At 61.5% G+C, this 15,207-nt stretch carries 12 protein-coding genes and 2 pseudogenes; 8 read left to right on the forward strand and 6 right to left on the reverse strand.

The genetic code is table 11. The features are described from left to right. The first annotated feature begins 11 nt into the window (after positions 1-11). Together LVD08_RS07970 and LVD08_RS07975 are read left to right on the forward strand one after the other, a co-directional pair. Positions 12-668 carry an alginate O-acetyltransferase AlgF gene (locus tag LVD08_RS07970; protein ID WP_007969549.1) on the forward strand — a complete coding sequence of 219 codons (657 nt, stop codon included), beginning with the start codon at positions 12-14 and terminating at the stop codon, positions 666-668. Positions 669-823: 155 nt separating this feature from the next. Then, a complete protein-coding gene (locus LVD08_RS07975) occupies positions 824-2,275 on the forward strand; it encodes a mannose-1-phosphate guanylyltransferase/mannose-6-phosphate isomerase (RefSeq protein WP_247267864.1) in 1,452 nt (483 codons plus the stop codon). Between the two features lie 73 nt (positions 2,276-2,348). Here the strand turns inward: LVD08_RS07975 and LVD08_RS07980 are convergent, their stop codons facing one another. Continuing rightward, the gene (locus LVD08_RS07980; protein ID WP_247267865.1) at positions 2,349-5,201 is read right to left on the reverse strand and encodes an RHS repeat domain-containing protein; all 2,853 of its coding nucleotides are present in this window, start codon (positions 5,199-5,201) and stop codon (positions 2,349-2,351) included. Between the two features lie 178 nt (positions 5,202-5,379). Between LVD08_RS07980 and LVD08_RS07985 the strand changes: the two genes are divergently transcribed. The 4 genes and pseudogenes from LVD08_RS07985 to LVD08_RS08000 all read left to right on the forward strand — a co-directional run. Then, positions 5,380-5,844: a multidrug transporter gene (locus LVD08_RS07985; protein ID WP_247267866.1), complete on the forward strand. Its 465-nt coding sequence runs from the start codon at positions 5,380-5,382 to the stop codon at positions 5,842-5,844. Between the two features lie 36 nt (positions 5,845-5,880). Then, positions 5,881-6,705 carry an SDR family oxidoreductase gene (locus LVD08_RS07990; protein WP_247267867.1) on the forward strand — a complete coding sequence of 275 codons (825 nt, stop codon included), beginning with the start codon at positions 5,881-5,883 and terminating at the stop codon, positions 6,703-6,705. Between the two features lie 61 nt (positions 6,706-6,766). Further along, positions 6,767-6,955 (forward strand): annotated as a pseudogene (locus tag LVD08_RS07995) (SDR family oxidoreductase); the annotation flags it as partial. 61 nt (positions 6,956-7,016) lie between these two features. Then, a pseudogene (locus LVD08_RS08000) lies at positions 7,017-7,205 on the forward strand (SDR family oxidoreductase); the annotation flags it as partial. A gap of 100 nt (positions 7,206-7,305) precedes the next feature. Here LVD08_RS08000 and LVD08_RS08005 read toward each other — a convergent pair. Further along, the gene (locus LVD08_RS08005; protein ID WP_247267868.1) at positions 7,306-8,187 is read right to left on the reverse strand and encodes a LysR family transcriptional regulator; all 882 of its coding nucleotides are present in this window, start codon (positions 8,185-8,187) and stop codon (positions 7,306-7,308) included. Between the two features lie 109 nt (positions 8,188-8,296). On the opposite strand from LVD08_RS08005, the gene LVD08_RS08010 reads away from it, so the two are divergent. Both LVD08_RS08010 and LVD08_RS08015 read left to right on the forward strand, forming a co-directional pair. Continuing rightward, entirely contained in the window at positions 8,297-9,667 is a 1,371-nt protein-coding gene (locus tag LVD08_RS08010) for an MFS transporter (protein WP_247267869.1), read from the forward strand. Continuing rightward, positions 9,664-10,062: a DUF4440 domain-containing protein gene (locus tag LVD08_RS08015; RefSeq protein WP_247267870.1), complete on the forward strand. Its 399-nt coding sequence runs from the start codon at positions 9,664-9,666 to the stop codon at positions 10,060-10,062. The genes LVD08_RS08010 and LVD08_RS08015 overlap by 4 nt, the downstream gene beginning before the upstream one ends. Positions 10,063-10,191: 129 nt before the next feature. On the opposite strand, the gene LVD08_RS08020 is transcribed toward LVD08_RS08015, so the two are convergent. The 4 genes from LVD08_RS08020 to LVD08_RS08035 form a co-directional block, all read right to left on the reverse strand. Beyond that, positions 10,192-11,058 (reverse strand): efflux RND transporter periplasmic adaptor subunit, encoded by an 867-nt coding sequence (locus LVD08_RS08020; protein ID WP_096795164.1) that lies wholly within the window; start codon positions 11,056-11,058, stop codon positions 10,192-10,194. 10 nt (positions 11,059-11,068) lie between these two features. Next, positions 11,069-11,269: a DUF1656 domain-containing protein gene (locus tag LVD08_RS08025; protein WP_003221811.1), complete on the reverse strand. Its 201-nt coding sequence runs from the start codon at positions 11,267-11,269 to the stop codon at positions 11,069-11,071. Next, positions 11,259-13,451: an FUSC family protein gene (locus LVD08_RS08030; protein WP_247267871.1), complete on the reverse strand. Its 2,193-nt coding sequence runs from the start codon at positions 13,449-13,451 to the stop codon at positions 11,259-11,261. Before LVD08_RS08030 ends, LVD08_RS08025 begins: the two co-directional genes overlap by 11 nt. Before the next feature lie 139 nt (positions 13,452-13,590). Continuing rightward, positions 13,591-15,090 (reverse strand): efflux transporter outer membrane subunit, encoded by a 1,500-nt coding sequence (locus LVD08_RS08035; RefSeq protein WP_247267872.1) that lies wholly within the window; start codon positions 15,088-15,090, stop codon positions 13,591-13,593. Positions 15,091-15,207: the final 117 nt, after the last annotated feature.

Below are 15,207 nucleotides of genomic sequence, written 5' to 3' on the forward strand. Positions count from 1 at the left end.
GAGGTAACACCATGACTTTCACTACTACTCCTCGTCGTCTCGCCAAACGCTTCGCACTGGTTGCGGGCCTGAGCGTGCTGTCGGTCCAGGCCTTTGCCGGTGGTGACGCCGCGCTGTACGGCCCGACCGCGCCGAAAGGCTCGACCTTCGTGCGGGTCTACAACGCCAGCAACGCCGAAGTCAGCGCCACCGTTGGCAGCACCAACCTGAGCGACGTTGCGCCACTGGCCAGCAGCGACTTCAGCTTCATGCCGGGCGGCGACTACAGCGCCAAGGTCGGCAGCCAGACCCTGCCGGTCAAACTCGCCGGTGACCACTACTACACCCTGGTCAACAACGCGTCCGGCGCGCCGCAACTGATCGAAGAACCACCGTTCAAGAACAAGCAGAAATCCCTGGTGCGCGTGCAGAACCTCAGCGACAAGCCGCTGACCCTGAAGACCGCCGACGGCAAGACCGACGTGGTACCGAACGTGGCCGCCAAGGGCCGTGGCGAACGTGAAATCAACCCGGTGAAGGTCAGCCTGGCGCTGTACGAAGGCGACAAGAAAGTCGGCGACGTGAAACCGGTCGCCCTAGAGCGTGGTGAGGCAGCGGTGCTGTACGTCACCGGTTCCGGCAGCAGCCTGTCGCCAGTCTGGGTGAAACGCCCGGTGTCGACTCGCTAATCAATTTCATGAACTGACGCAGTAACCCTGTGGGAGCGAGCCTGCTCGCGAATACGGTCCGACATCCAACATCAATGTCGACTGATGTACCGCTTTCGCGAGCAGGCTCGCTCCCACAGGGCCTCTAACCAATCGATTTTTATGGAGTAAACAATATGATTCCGGTGATCTTGTCAGGTGGTAGCGGTTCACGTCTTTGGCCGCTTTCGCGCAAGCAGTTTCCTAAGCAATTCCTCGCCCTGACCGGTGAACACACGCTGTTCCAGCAAACTCTGGAGCGCCTGGTGTTCGAAGGTATGGACACGCCGATCGTGGTCTGCAACAAGGATCACCGCTTCATTGTCAACGAACAGTTGGCCAACCGTAACCTCGAATGCCAGCGCATCCTGATGGAACCGTTCGGCCGCAACACCGCACCAGCGGTAGCGCTGACTGCGATGATGCTGGTCAACGAAGGGCGTGACGAACTGATGCTGGTGCTGCCGGCCGACCACGTACTGGAAGACCAGAAAGCCCTGCAACGCGCCCTTGCCCTGGCCACCGTCGCCGCCGAAAACGGCGAGATGGTGCTGTTCGGCGTGCCGGCGACCAAGCCGGAAACCGGCTACGGCTACATCAAGTCAACTGGTGATTCGCTGCTGCCCGAAGGCGTCAGCCGCGTTTCGCACTTCGTCGAAAAACCCGACGTCAAACGCGCCACCGAGTACGTTGAATCCGGCGGCTACTACTGGAACAGCGGCATGTTCCTGTTCCGCGCCAGCCGCTTCCTCGAAGAGCTGAAAAAGCACGATCCGGACATCTACGACACCTGCCTGCTGACCCTCGAACGCAGCCAGCAGGACGCCGACAGCGTCACGTTGGATGAAGCCACCTTCGCCTGCTGCCCGGACAACTCCATCGACTACTCGGTGATGGAAAAAACCCAACGCGCCTGCGTGGTGCCGCTGTCCGCTGGCTGGAGCGATGTCGGTTGCTGGTCGTCGCTGTGGGAAGTCAACGAGAAGGACGCCAACGGCAACGTCAGCAAGGGCGACGTAGTGATCCAGGACAGCAAGAACTGCATGATCCACGGCAACGGCAAACTGGTGTCGGTGATCGGCCTGGAAAACATCGTCGTGGTCGAAACCAAGGACGCGATGATGATCGCCCACAAGGACAAGGTTCAGGGCGTCAAGCAGATGGTCAACACCCTCAACGAGCAGGGCCGCAGCGAAACCCAGAACCACTGCGAGGTTTACCGTCCGTGGGGCTCGTATGACTCGGTGGACATGGGCGGGCGTTTTCAGGTCAAGCACATCTCGGTCAAACCGGGCGCGTGCCTGTCGCTGCAGATGCACCACCACCGCGCCGAGCACTGGATCGTGGTCAGCGGCACTGCTGAAGTGACCTGCGACGAGAACGTCTTTCTGCTCACTGAAAACCAGTCGACCTACATCCCGATCGCCTCGGTGCACCGCCTGCGCAACCCGGGCAAGATCCCGCTGGAAATCATCGAAGTGCAATCGGGTTCGTACCTGGGTGAAGACGATATCGAACGCTTCGAAGATATCTACGGCCGCTCCACCCCGGTTGAACGCGGCGTGTCGGTGAAAACCATCGCGCAGTGATCACCCGGCAATGAGAAGCCCCCGTCCAGCCCGCTGCGTCCCCTATCCGCAGTGGGTTGGGCGGGGGCTTTTTTCAACTCAACGAATGTTGTCGAGTCAGCCTTGGCCGGGAATGTCCCCCCAGCGATTGCTGCCTTCCCGCGTAGGGAGCCGGTGCGAGCAGTCCGATAAAGTCCTGGCTCCGCTGCAGGCTCTGCAGCGTACTGGACGTTTGCATCGACAAGTCGGATACCGCTTCGAAAAGCCCCGGGGCCGCGCTGCCGGTGGTTGCCAGCTCGGTGAGGATGGCTTGCGTCCTGAACTCGACCATGTCGATGCCTGCCGAAAGATGTTCGTAAGTGTTGCTCAACGCCTCAGCATTCAGTCCCTGCGCTGCATGGATGAATTCCCGCCCCGTCTGGAACAGACCCCGAGTTTCCGCTCCCAGTTTTTCAGAGACTGCCTCGATCACTTTGCCCTCGACCTTGGCGCGCGCCATTTGGGTCAATCGTGATCGACCGTCGGCTGTGCGCGGATCATGCGCTGCCAATTGCAGTTTCACTGTGGCAAGACTCAGCTTCTTTTTCGGCTCGACGCTTTCAACCAGAGCCTTGGGATTCAATTCACTGCCCTTGAAATGGATAGGTCGGTTCAACTGATAGGTGTCCACCACCTTGTCGATGGCTGCACCCGCCAACTTATCGGCGACCTTCGTGCCAATCTTGCCCCCAAGCGAACCGGCTACCGGTCCGAACACGGTGCCCATTGCAGTGCCAATCGTGCCCCCTGCGGCTTGAGCGCCTGCGCTGAACATGCTGCTGGCCAGTTGCGTCCCGACGCGCCTGACCAGAGCCTGAAACCGGTGTCGCGCCTGAGTGTGGTTGAGCAATGAGTTTCTGACGTCCGCTGCCGCCGAGGTCATCGTGCTCATTAATGCCTGCTGCTTTTGCACACTGTCAGCCAACTCTGATGTGGCGGTCTTCCCGCCCCCATCGGTGTCGACATGGTTCATGGGCGAGTTACCAACCATCTGGTACAGGTTCGGTCCGTCGATAAAGCCTTTCGGGTCAGGATTCAACCAGCGCTGCAACCACGGCATGTAATAGCGATAGCCATAATAATAGAGACCTGTGGCATCGCGCTCCTTGCCCGAATAACGCAGGGTTTTGTAACTGGCCTCGGTGTCCTTGCTCCACGCCGTTTCACCGAACGGGAAGAAAGTTTCTTGACTGATGAGCCGGGCATCCTCGCCCAGTTCCAGGCAGGTCGATCCGAGATGATCCGTCAGCGTGTACCGATAATGGTCATTGGAACCGGTGGGCGGAGCACTTTCCCAGTGCAGCACGTGTACACGGCTGATGTGGCCCTCGACGAAAATCACTTGCAGTTGTTCACCGGTGGCCGTGTCGGTGCGTAGCTCCAGCCCAGGCAAATAGCGTACCTGGGCCGTGACGCCGCGGGCATTCGTCTGTGACGAGCGAATCTTGCGCACACGTTGGCCGGCACCGTCGTAGCAATAGTGTTCACGGTCATTGGGGCCGCTGGCACGTTCGACCGACGTGACCGATTGCAACTGATTACGCAGATTCCACGTCAATGAACTCCCCGCGTACAGCGCTCGCAAATTGCCACGGGGATCGAACGCCGCGGCAATCTCCTCTTCCGTCGGTGGCACGCCATTACGGTAAGGCAAACAGCGATTACTTGATCGCGCAGCTTTGAGCTCGCGGCCATTGCGCGCGCCAACATGCGTCAGCAGCAGCAGATTGCCGGATTCATCGTAGTCGAAGGTCTGTCGATAATTGTTCACTGCTGCCGGATCATCCCGGCCGATGGACGCCGGCCCCTGAGTAGCAGCACCTGTTTCCCAGCCGGTGGTCACATGCAACTGGTAGGAGCTGTCGTAGTCGAAAAGCCTGACAGGATCGATACGCTGGTTGGCGAAATACCGGATCGGCAGAGCCTTGTCCTCGATGCTCAGCAAGTTGCCCATCGGGTCATAGTCGTAGATCAGATGTTGCAATACCTCGCCCCCGACTTTCCTCGCATGGCGGGCTCGCAGAAGACCATCCTCGGGCTGATAGGTCAGCGTCGTCAGCACACCATTGCCCGCCAGTTCCTGAGTGACTTGCCCATCAGCGTTGTAACGAATGTCGCTCACCAGCGTTTGCGCTTTGGTCTGGTGCCGCAATTGCAGATGGCAGGCGCGCAACTGACCGTCCAGCGTCAACTCGCGGTCCTGTCGATTATCACGTGCATCGACTTGTTCGAGTACCTGCCCCAGCGGCCCGAAGCGCCAGCGGGTCGTAGCACCGTCACCGTGCTCCAGCAAGCGCTGGCGGTCATCAACGTTTTGCGGCCAATCGGGGACGCTGGGGTCGAGGGTGAAGTGCCGCGTGCTTTCAATGGATTGCCCACTGATTGCAAAGCTTTGCGAGCACACACTACCCGCCGGATCATCGTGCCGAATCAACTGGCCCAGCTGATTCCGGGAGGGATCACCCGCGCCGGGCTGACCGTAAGTGAGACGTTCGACGCACCGCCTAGGCTCGGATGCGCCTTCTTCGAACACGGCAATCGGACGCAGCAACGGATCGTGTTGCACCTCGCGCCAGATTTCTCGACTGTCCCAGTCGTACAGCGTCTCGGCACCCAGCCCGTACAACGCCAGCTGCGTACCGGCATCGACGCTGTCGGAGCGCAGCGTTTGCCCGATCAACGAATAAAGGGTGCGCAGATTCGCTGGCGTCAGCGGCTCGGTGGTTTGCAGTGCCCACAGGCGTGGATCCCACTGTTCCACAACCCTTCCGGCAGCGTCGCGCACCGTGCGATTGACGCGGGTTTGAGCTGGGCAATGGTCGTCGGCACGCCAATAACCAACCGTCCGAACCTGCAGTCCGCGCGGGTCGCTTACTGAAAGCGTCGGTGTTTTGCCATGCTTGTTCATCAGCTTGCTCCCGGCACTAGCGTTATCCATGCTTCAGGGCATCACAGCATCCGCGCTTTGCGATTTTCAACTGTCAGAAATTACAGTACCGACTGACGGTACATTCGGAATACGCGCGAATGTCCATTGCGCCGGCCCTCCGGTAGGATGGTACTCACGAACCAAGGAGCCTTCCCTCATGTTCATCGGCATCCTGCTGATCATCACCTGGTTGATTCTGCTGCTGCGCTATCCCGCCAAGGCTGTGCCGGTCTCCGTGGCCGCGGCTATCGGTCTGGGCCTGGTGGCCATGTGGGTGGTGTGGCTGGACAACCGCGAGATCAAGCAACTGGCGCGCCTTGAAATGCGCATCAGCTATGCACCGGAGCAATGCCCGGCAGATCGGCCGCTGCAATTGAAAATGAAAAACGGCAACGACGTGCCGCTGACTGAACTGCGCTGGCGTATCGCAGCTTACGCGCCGGGCGACACGGTCAATCTGGCCGACAACCAATACACCGCCCCGCGCTATCGCGGCCCCGGCGAACTGCAGGCCGGTGGCGACTGGGAAGACTGCCTGCCGATGCCTCCACTGCGCCCCGGTTATCGCCCACAAACCCTGGAGTTTCGTGCCGAGCGCTTGCAGGGCAGTTTCTCCGACTGATCCCCCTCCTCCCATTTTTTGCACAAGGAATGCGCCATGCCCGTTGCGTTGATTACCGGTTGCTCCAGCGGCATTGGCCGCGCCCTCGCCGATGCGTTCAAAGCCGCCGGTTACGAGGTCTGGGCCAGTGCGCGCAAGGCTGAAGACGTCGCGGCCCTCGCCGCTGCGGGGTTCAGCGCAATCGCGCTGGACGTCAATGACGGCGTGGCGCTGGAACAACTCGCTGAGCGCATCAACCAGCAACACGGCGGCCTCGACGTGCTGATCAACAACGCCGGTTATGGCGCCATGGGACCGCTGCTCGACGGCGGCGTGCCGGCCATGCAGCGCCAGTTCGAAACCAATGTGTTCTCGATTGTCGGCGTTACCCGCGCCCTGTTTCCGGTACTGCGCCGGGCCAAGGGGCTGGTGGTGAATATCGGCAGTGTCTCAGGGGTTCTGGTCACGCCGTTCGCTGGCGCCTACTGCGCCTCGAAAGCCGCGGTGCATGCCTTGAGCGATGCGTTGCGCATGGAGCTGGCGCCGTTCGGCATCCGCGTGATGGAAGTGCAACCGGGAGCGATTCAGTCGAGCTTCGCCAAGAATGCCGGGCATGAAGCGGAGCAACTGATCAACGAGCAATCACCGTGGTTTCCGTTGCGTGAGGGGATTCGTGCGCGGGCCAAGGCCTCGCAGGACAAGCCGACCCCGGCCAGTGAGTTTGCGGCTGAGTTGCTCAAGGCTGTGCAGCAGAACACGCCGCCAAGATTGATCCGCATTGGTAATGGCAGCCGCGCGTTGCCATTGCTGGCGACGTTATTGCCCAAGGGATTGCTGGAGTCGACGTTGATGAAGCGGTTCGGGTTGCGCGGCCAGCTCTGAGACCGGGTTGACGCTTTCGCGAGCAAGCCCGCTCCCACAGGAGAATGCATTCCAAATGTGGGAGGACAAGCCGACCCCGGCCAGTGAGTTTGCGGCTGAGTTGCTCAAGGCTGTGCAGCAGGGCACGCCGCCAAGATTGATCCGCATTGGTAATGGCAGCCGCGCGTTGCCGTTGCTGGCGACGTTATTGCCCAAAGGATTGCTGGAGTCGACGTTGATGAAGCGGTTCGGCTTGCGTGGGAAGCTCTGAGACCGGGTTGACGCTTTCGCGAGCAAGCCCGCTCCCACAGGAGAATGCATTCCAAATGTGGGAGGACAAGCCGACCCCGGCCAGTGAGTTTGCGGCTGAGTTGCTCAAGGCTGTGCAGCAGGGCACGCCGCCAAGATTGATCCGCATTGGTAATGGCAGCCGCGCGTTGCCGTTGCTGGCGACGTTATTGCCCAAAGGATTGCTGGAGTCGACGTTGATGAAGCGGTTCGGCTTGCGTGGGAAGCTCTGAGACCGGGTTGACGCTTTCGCGAGCAAGCCCGCTCCCACAGGAGAATGCATTCCAAATGTGGGAGCGGGCTTGCTCGCGAAGGGGCCAGATCAGCCAACACTCAACCCCAACCCTTCATGAAATCAATAAACGCCCGTACCTTCAGCGGCAGATGCCGGGTATCCGGATACAGCGCGTAGACACCCTGCGGGGCAAAGCGGTAATCGGCCAGCAACCGCACCAATCTCCCCGCCTGCAGATCCTCCTGAATCAGCCACTGCGGCAAAATCGCCACGCCTTGGCCGGTCAGCGCAAACGCCCTGAGCGTCGCCGAGTTGTCGGCGACGATGGCGGTGGTCCCCGGTTTTGGCTGGTAGACATGCTCACGGCCGGTCGGGTCGTTCACGGTCATTTCCGGAACTCGGCCATGGCCCAGCGTCGGCATCGACTCCAGCGTTGCCAGCGTGGCAACCGGCGCGAAACGCTCGACCAGTTGCGGCGCCGCCACCGCAAATACTTCGAACCTCGACAACTGCACCGCACGCAGATTGGAGTCGTGCATGCGGCCGAGGCGGATCGCCATGTCGAAGCGCTCGGAGATTAGATCGGCGTGGGTCGAGGACGTCGACAAGTGAATGTTCAGTTGCGGCTGTTGCTGGCGAAACACCTCCAGCGCCGGCACCACCTGCGCCAAGGCAAACTCCACAGTGGTGGTGATACGCAACGTGCCCTTGAGTTGCGAATGCTCGGAGCGCGCTTCCTCAATCGCCAGTCGCGCTTCGTCGAGGGTGCGCAGGCAGCGCCGATAGAAGCGCTCGCCGGCATCGGTCAGGGCCAGTTGCCGGGTGTTACGCGTGAGCAAGGTGACGCCCAGTTCTTCTTCCAGGCGCTTGAGATTGAAGCTCACCACCGCCCGAGTTTGGCCCAGCGTCTCAGCCGCCGCCGTCAGCGACCCGGCCTCGACCACGGCTTTGAAAGTGTCAAAACGGTCCAGGCTGACCATATCCAGCGCGCTCCCTGTCAAAATTATTTTGACAAACTAGCAGGCAAACCAGCGTTTTCCTAACGTCCGAAGCGCCCTACCCTGCACGTCTCATTACAGGGAAGCTGCCATGGCCTATCGCTCGAAAGTCGCGCTGGTGTATCTGTTCGGGTTCGCCCTCGACCTGCTGAACATGTTCGCCGCGAGCATCGCCTACCCGGACATCGCCCGGGAATTACAGGCATCGGTGACGCAATTGGCGTGGATCACCAACGCCTACATGCTCGGGCTGACACTGATCATTCCGCTGAGCGTGTGGCTGGCGGCGCGGCTGGGTGAACGGCGGCTGATTCTGGGCTCGTTGCTGCTGTTCGGTGTCGCTTCCGGTCTGGTGGCCCAGGCCGGGTCGATTGAAAGCCTGATCGGCTGGCGCCTGCTGCAAGGACTCGGTGGCGGGTTGTTGCTGCCGATCGGTCAGGCCTTGGCTTATCGGCAGTATCCCGCGACACAACGCGCGCACCTGACCGGCGTGGTGCTGATGGTCGCGCTGATGGTGCCGGCCCTGTCGCCAGCAGCAGGCGGCCTGATCGTCGAGGCGTTGTCGTGGCGCTGGATTTTCTACCTGAACATGCCGCTGGCGCTGCTCGCGTTCGGCCTGGGTCTGCTGTGGTTGCAAGCGGATCAACCCGGCACGGAACGCCCGACACTGGATCTGCGCAGCCTGCTGCTGGCGGTGGCAGCCCTGACTCTGTCGTTGATTGCCGTGAGCCTGGCGAGCGCCGCCACTACCCGTCACCTCGCCGGCGGAGTTCTGCTGCTCGGCGTCCTGACCTTATGGCTGTACCTGCGTGATGGCTGGCACAAACCCGACGCGGTGCTCGACCTGCAACTGCTCAAGAGTCCGTCACTGCGTTTGGCAATGCTGATCTACCTGTTCGTGCCCGGGGTGTTTACCGGCACCAACATGATTGCCGTGTTGTACCTGCACGACCTCGGCTTCGGCGCCGCGCAGACCGGTGCGCTGATGCTGTCCTGGGCGGCCGCATCGGGGGTGGCGATCATGCTCGGCAAACGCAGTTTCAACCGCATTGGCCCCAAACCGCTGCTGATCACCGGGATGCTTTTGCAGTGCCTGGGGATTGTCCTGCTGATGCGCATCGAACAACCCGCCGCCACGCCGCTGATCATTGCCTATGCCTTGATGGGACTGGGCGGCAGCCTGTGCAGCGTCACCGCGCAGAGCCTGGCATTTGTCGGCATCGCGCCGGAAAAAATGGGCCACTCCAGCGCTCTGTGGAACATCAATCGCCAGCTCGGTTTCTGTCTTGGCGCCGCGCTGCTCAGTTCGCTGTTGGGCGCACTGGGCGGCAACGGATTCAAATACTGCTTTGTCACGGCGGCCTTGCTCACCTTGTTGCCCATGATCGCCGTGCTGCGTTTCGACGCCTCCACAGTGCTCGCCCTGCTGAGCCCACCTCCCCTTCAGGAAAAATCCACATGACTGACTACAACGAATATTTTGATGAAGTGTTCCAGGCCCACCTGGTGATCGAACGCTGGTTTGCCGTGGACCAGGATTCAGCCGAAATGGAGCGCTTGCTGAGCCGATTCTCGGCGGATTTTTCCATGGTCACACCGCTGGGCCGGGTGCTGGATATCGAAGCCTTGCGCGGGCTGTTTCAGTCAGCAGGCGGGAAAAAGCCCGGGTTCCGGATCGAGCTCAGTGAGCTGCGCGGGATTGCCCTGTATGCGCATGGCGCGACGTTGAGTTATCGCGAGCAGCAGAGCGATGCGAGCGGGTTGCACACTGATCGCCGGTCTACGGTGGTGTTTGAAAAGAGCGAAGACGGGCGGGTGCTGTGGCGGTATTTGCAGGAGACGTTTTGCGCTGAATGATTACTCGGTTTTGGTCTGAAAGACCGGGTTGTCCTTATCGCGAGCAGGCTCACTCCTACAAGGGATCTTCGGTGTGGCAGAGATCCAGTGTAGGAGTGAGCCTGCTCGCGATTCAGTCGGCGCGGCCTGTCAGTTATCCACAGGCTCTTGCTTCACCACCACCGTGCAAGTAATCCCCGCCGCCAACAACACCCCCTCCGGCACTTCGTCGATGTGAATGCGCACCGGCACCCGCTGCGCCAGACGCACCCAGTTGAACGTCGGGTTCACATCGGCGATCAGCTCGCGGCTTTCCGGGTTGTCGCGGTCGTAGATGCCGCGGGAAATGCTCTCCACGTGGCCCTTCAACACTTCGCCGCTCATCAGTTGCATGTCAGCCTTGTCGCCTACGCGCACGTGCGGCAGTTTGGTCTCTTCAAAGAAGCCGTAGACCCAGAACGAGTTCATGTCGACCACGGCCATTTTCGCTTCGCCGATGCGCGCGTAGTCACCGCGATGCACGTTGAGGTTGGTCACGTAGCCGTCCACCGCCGCGCGCACTTCAGTGCGTTTGAGGTTGAGTTCAGCGGCTTCCAGTTGTGCTTGCGCGTGTTGATAGTCGGCGAGCGCGGCGTCGGCGATGTTGCTGGCGTCGTCGCGGTTTTCCTTGGAGATCACCAGGTTGTCGAGGTCGGCGCGACGATGCGCGTTGACCTTGCGCATCTCCCAGGTCGACTTGCGCGAAGCGACCAGCGACTGCGCCTGCTTGACCGCGATGCGGTAGTGCTCCGGGTCGATCTGCATCAGCAGGTCGCCCTTCTTCACCAACTGGTTGTCGCGCACCGGTACGTCGACTACTTCCCCGGTGACGTCGGCCGCGACGTTGATGATGTCCGCCCGCACCCGGCCGTCGCGGGTCCACGGGGTGTTCATGTAGTGCTCCCACAGGGTCCGGCCGATCCACAGTGCCAGGGCCAGCACCAGCAGGGTCGCAAGCAGGCTGAAAAACTTTTTCATCAGAACGTTCTCAACGGTAGACAGTCAGCGCCATGGCGCCGAACAGACAGGTAAACAGACTCAGACGCAAAAGCGCCGGGTGCCAGAAAAAGCGGTACAGGTCGAACCCCGAGAGGAACCGGTCCAAGGCCCAGGCCAGCGCCGCAGCGACAAAAAACATCAGGGTCATGGTCGGCATGTACACGCCGTGGAAGGCGATTTCACGAGGCATGGGCAAGTCCTTCGGGCTTGGCGACGGCGTAGGCAGCGAGTGGTGATTGCGGGTCGAGCAACGAGGTGCGGATGAAGTGCAGATAGCTCTTCACCCGGCGTAACGCGGACGTGTCGAAGTGCGGCGCAAACGGCTCGTCGGTCGCGGCGACCCGACTGATCGCGTGATCGACCGCCACCAGTGCGCGCTCCAGATTGCTCGGGTTCGGTTGCAGAAACAGTCGCACCAGCGCCCGGCCCATGACGCGGATCGCCTGACGCCACGGCTGCGATTCGGCATAGGCCGGATGCACCGGGAGGATCGCCTGTTCCTTGCGCAATTCGATGATCGCGTGGCCGACTTCGAGCACCACGAACATCCAGCGCAGCAGGTTCTTCTGCACGGTCGGCTGCCCGGCGGCGAGACCATAAGCCTGATGCAGCAAGTCACGAGTACGACTCTCGAAACTCGACGCCAGGCCCTTGAGTTTGCCGCTGATCGCATAGACCACTTGCTCGCGCAGATCCTGCTCCAGGCGCTTCCACAACCAGCGGCTGTTCGGCGGCAGAATGATCGCGCCGGCAGCGGCACACACCAGCATGCCCATGACCATCGCGATGTAGTCGTTGATGAAGCTGTAGGGGTTGTAAATGGTCAGGTTGTCCGGCACCGAACCGGTGCTGAAGAAGATCAACAAACCGAGACCGACCCCGGCGTATTGCGGTCGCGAAGCGAGGAACGAGCCGAGCACGATCACTGGCGCGAGCATCACGCACAACAGTGGAAAACCGTCGATCCACGGGAAGATGAAAAACATCTCGACGAAGCCGATCAGCGCCCCGAGGAACGTACCGCAGGCCATTTGAAAAGCCATGCGTTTGGGGTTGGGCGTGGCGGCAGACAGGCCCACGGTCGCGGCAGCAATCAGGGTCATGGTCGCGCCGCTCGGCCACGCGGTGGCGACCCAGTAACTACCGAGCACAATCAGGATGAACGAGGCGCGAATCCCCGAAGCCGCAGCGGCCCACCAGTTGGTTTGCGGGGTGAACGGCTCGTCCCAGCGCTCACGTTCGTGGCGGTGATCGGCCAGCGATGCGTGGGTCTGTGCATAACTGTGCAGGTCGTCGACGAAGCGATAGAGCAGTTCGTATGCAGTGTGGAAATCCAGTTGTTCGGCTTCACTCGGACCGGTTTCCTGGAAAATCCCGCGCAAGGTTCGCACGCGCGTCGGCAGGCCTTCCTTGTACGTGGCCAATGCCGTCGCCAAACGTGCCGCGTCCGGGCTGGTCAAGGCGCGGCCACTGAAGCCGTCGAGTACTTCCGCCAGATCCTGCAGGCCCGGCCTGATCGCGGCCACCACGTGTTCTTCGTCATTCTCGCGCAAGCGTTCCAGCAACTGATGCAAGGCGTTGAAGCGCGTGGTGATGCCCATGAACTCGCTGTTCAAACGGCTGAGGCGACCGTTGCGTCGGCGCATGTGCGGGTCTTCGAAAACGGTGACGCTGCGCAGCCCTTCCAGGCCCACGGCTTCGGCGATAAAACGCACGTTGCTCGCTTCGAACGATTCGGCTTTGCTACGCCCGCGCAAGCCATCGGTGACGAACAACGCGAACACGCCGAAGCGCTGATACAGCGCGTTGCGCATCGCCGCACTGGCGGTTTGCGGCAGGATCGCGGCGCTGACTACTGTCGAGCAGAGAATCCCCAGCGAGATCTCCAGCACCCGCCAGACGGCGGCCATGAACGCACCGTCCGGATGCGCCAGCGCCGGCAGGCCGACCATCGCGGCGGTGTAGCCGGCGAGGACAAAACCGTAGGCGCGAAAGTTACGGCAACGCGCCGCTCCAGCCGAGCAGATGCCGACCCAGATCGCCAGCGAACCGAGGAACAACTCGGTGTTCTGCGCGAACAGCGCGATCAGCGTGACCATCATCGCCGACCCGGCCAGGGTGCCAAGGAAGCGATAGAAACTCTTGGCGAACACCTGCCCGCTCTGCGGCTGCATGACGATGAACACGGTGATCATCGCCGTGCGCGGCTGCGGCAGTTCCAGGCGCATCGCCAGCCACAGCGTGAGGAACGCGGCGAGCAATACCTTGAAGATATACACCCAGGTCACGCCATCGCTGCGCGCCCAGTCAAACAAACCCCGACGCCATTCCAGGGAGTAGAGCCAGCGTAGAGGTGCGGGCAAGGGAGTCATTAAATTTTGCTCAAGAATTCAGTCGAACCGGAGAACCTGTGGGAGCGGGCTTGCTCGCGAATGCGGTGTGTCAGACACCTGATGCGCGGGCTGACACACCGCATTCGCGAGCAAGCCCGCTCCCACAAGGGTTGTGTGTTCACCGCAGGAGGGCCGGGGTTTTCGGGGCTGCCGTTTGCTCGGCTGTGGGCACATCATTGCCAGCCCCGAGGCCGCCACCCAGCGCCGTCACCAGCTCGGCATGCGCACTCAAGCGCGCCGCCTGCACCTGCTGCTGCACTTGCTGCTGCTTGAACAGCAAGGTCTGCGCATTCAGCACGTTGAGGTAATCGGTGAGGCCACGCTGATAAGCGATCATCGCGATGTCGTAGGTCTTCTGCGCAGTAGCCACCGACTCGGCGGCGAAGGCTTGCTGTTTGTCCATCGACTCGCGGCGGATCAACTGGTCGGAAATGTTCTTCAGTGCATTGACCAGCGTCTGGTTGTAATGCGCCACGGCGATGTCATACCCGGCGGAGGCTTCACCCAGTTCACTGCGCAAACGCCCACCGTCGAAGATCGGCAGCGAGATCGCCGGGCCGACGTTGTAGTTGAGCTTCTTGCCAGTCAAAAACTCCAGCGCCCCGCCGCCGGTGGCCATGTAGCCGAGGCTGCCGACCAGATCGACGTTGGGATAAAACCCGGCATGCGCGACATCGATGCCGCGTGCCTGCGCCGCCACTTGCCAGCGACTGGCGACCACGTCCGGGCGCTGACCGAGCAACTCGGCGGGCAATGCCGACGGCAGTTTCAACGCAGCGCCCAGCGCCAATGTCGGTCGCTTCAACTGTGTACCTGCGCCCGGGCCTTTGCCCGCCAGCGCGGCGATCTGGTTACGGCTGAGGGCAATTTCTTCGTCGAGCGCATCCAGTTGCCGATGGGTCTCCGGCAACGGCGTTTCGGCCTGGCTGACTTCAAAGTGCGTGCCGATGCCGCCGTCCAGACGCTTCTGCGCCAGGTCGAGAATTTGCTGTTGCTGCTTGAGCGTCGCGGCGACGATGTCGCGCTGGGCGTAATGCAGCGACAGCTTGATGTAGGCGCGCACGATGTTGTTCTGCAACTCCAGCTGCGCCAGCCGCGCTTCGGCGGCGCTCATGTGCGCCAGATCCACCGCGCGCTCGCTGGCATTGCTTTCCCGGCCCCAGAGGTCGAGGGCGTAACTGAAACCCAGCGCGGCGTTGTTGTCCCAGGTGGTGGTGTTGGCCAGCTCGCCCGGGCCGTAGAACTGGTCGGTCGGCCAGTTGTGGCGCTTGAGCGTTGACTCGCCATTGATCTGCAACGACTCGGCGGCCTCAGCGACACCGGCCAGCGCCTTGGCCTGACGCACTCGTGCAGCGGCCATGGCCATGCTCGGACTGCCCTGCACGGCGAGGTCGATCCAGTGATTGAGTTGCGGGTCGCCGTAGGCTTGCCACCATTGTGCGGTGGGCCAGTGTGCGTCACGGGCGGCGTGGGCGATGGCGTCGTCAGTGGCCAGTGCGTCGGCTTCCAATGCCGTGCTATGCGGGGCAATTCCTTGCGTTGAGATGCAGCCGCTGAGACCCAGGGTAAAAGCCAGAACACTGAGCGGCAAAAGCGCTCTGTTGATGCGACGCGGCACAGCTGCGAATTCCTGAAAAAGGGGAAGAACCGAGGCCCTGTGGGAGCGGGCTTGCTCGCGAAAGCGTTCTGTCAGAAGACGCCGCGTTGAAGATGAAATCGCTTTCGCGAGCAAGCC

It is taken from the genome of Pseudomonas sp. YL2 (assembly GCF_023063025.1).
Lineage (GTDB): Bacteria > Pseudomonadota > Gammaproteobacteria > Pseudomonadales > Pseudomonadaceae > Aquipseudomonas > Aquipseudomonas putida_A.

Excerpts from the sequence above, each read along its gene's own strand:
- LVD08_RS07970 (WP_007969549.1), top strand. The coding sequence starts at position 12 with ATGACTTTCACTACTACTCCTCGTCGTCTCGCCAAACGCTTCGCACTG.
- LVD08_RS07975 (WP_247267864.1), top strand. The coding sequence starts at position 824 with ATGATTCCGGTGATCTTGTCAGGTGGTAGCGGTTCACGTCTTTGGCCG.
- LVD08_RS07980 (WP_247267865.1), bottom strand. The coding sequence starts at position 5,201 with ATGAACAAGCATGGCAAAACACCGACGCTTTCAGTAAGCGACCCGCGC.
- LVD08_RS07985 (WP_247267866.1), top strand. The coding sequence starts at position 5,380 with ATGTTCATCGGCATCCTGCTGATCATCACCTGGTTGATTCTGCTGCTG.
- LVD08_RS07990 (WP_247267867.1), top strand. The coding sequence starts at position 5,881 with ATGCCCGTTGCGTTGATTACCGGTTGCTCCAGCGGCATTGGCCGCGCC.
- LVD08_RS08005 (WP_247267868.1), bottom strand. The coding sequence starts at position 8,187 with ATGGTCAGCCTGGACCGTTTTGACACTTTCAAAGCCGTGGTCGAGGCC.
- LVD08_RS08010 (WP_247267869.1), top strand. The coding sequence starts at position 8,297 with ATGGCCTATCGCTCGAAAGTCGCGCTGGTGTATCTGTTCGGGTTCGCC.
- LVD08_RS08015 (WP_247267870.1), top strand. The coding sequence starts at position 9,664 with ATGACTGACTACAACGAATATTTTGATGAAGTGTTCCAGGCCCACCTG.
- LVD08_RS08020 (WP_096795164.1), bottom strand. The coding sequence starts at position 11,058 with ATGAAAAAGTTTTTCAGCCTGCTTGCGACCCTGCTGGTGCTGGCCCTG.
- LVD08_RS08025 (WP_003221811.1), bottom strand. The coding sequence starts at position 11,269 with ATGCCTCGTGAAATCGCCTTCCACGGCGTGTACATGCCGACCATGACC.
- LVD08_RS08030 (WP_247267871.1), bottom strand. The coding sequence starts at position 13,451 with ATGACTCCCTTGCCCGCACCTCTACGCTGGCTCTACTCCCTGGAATGG.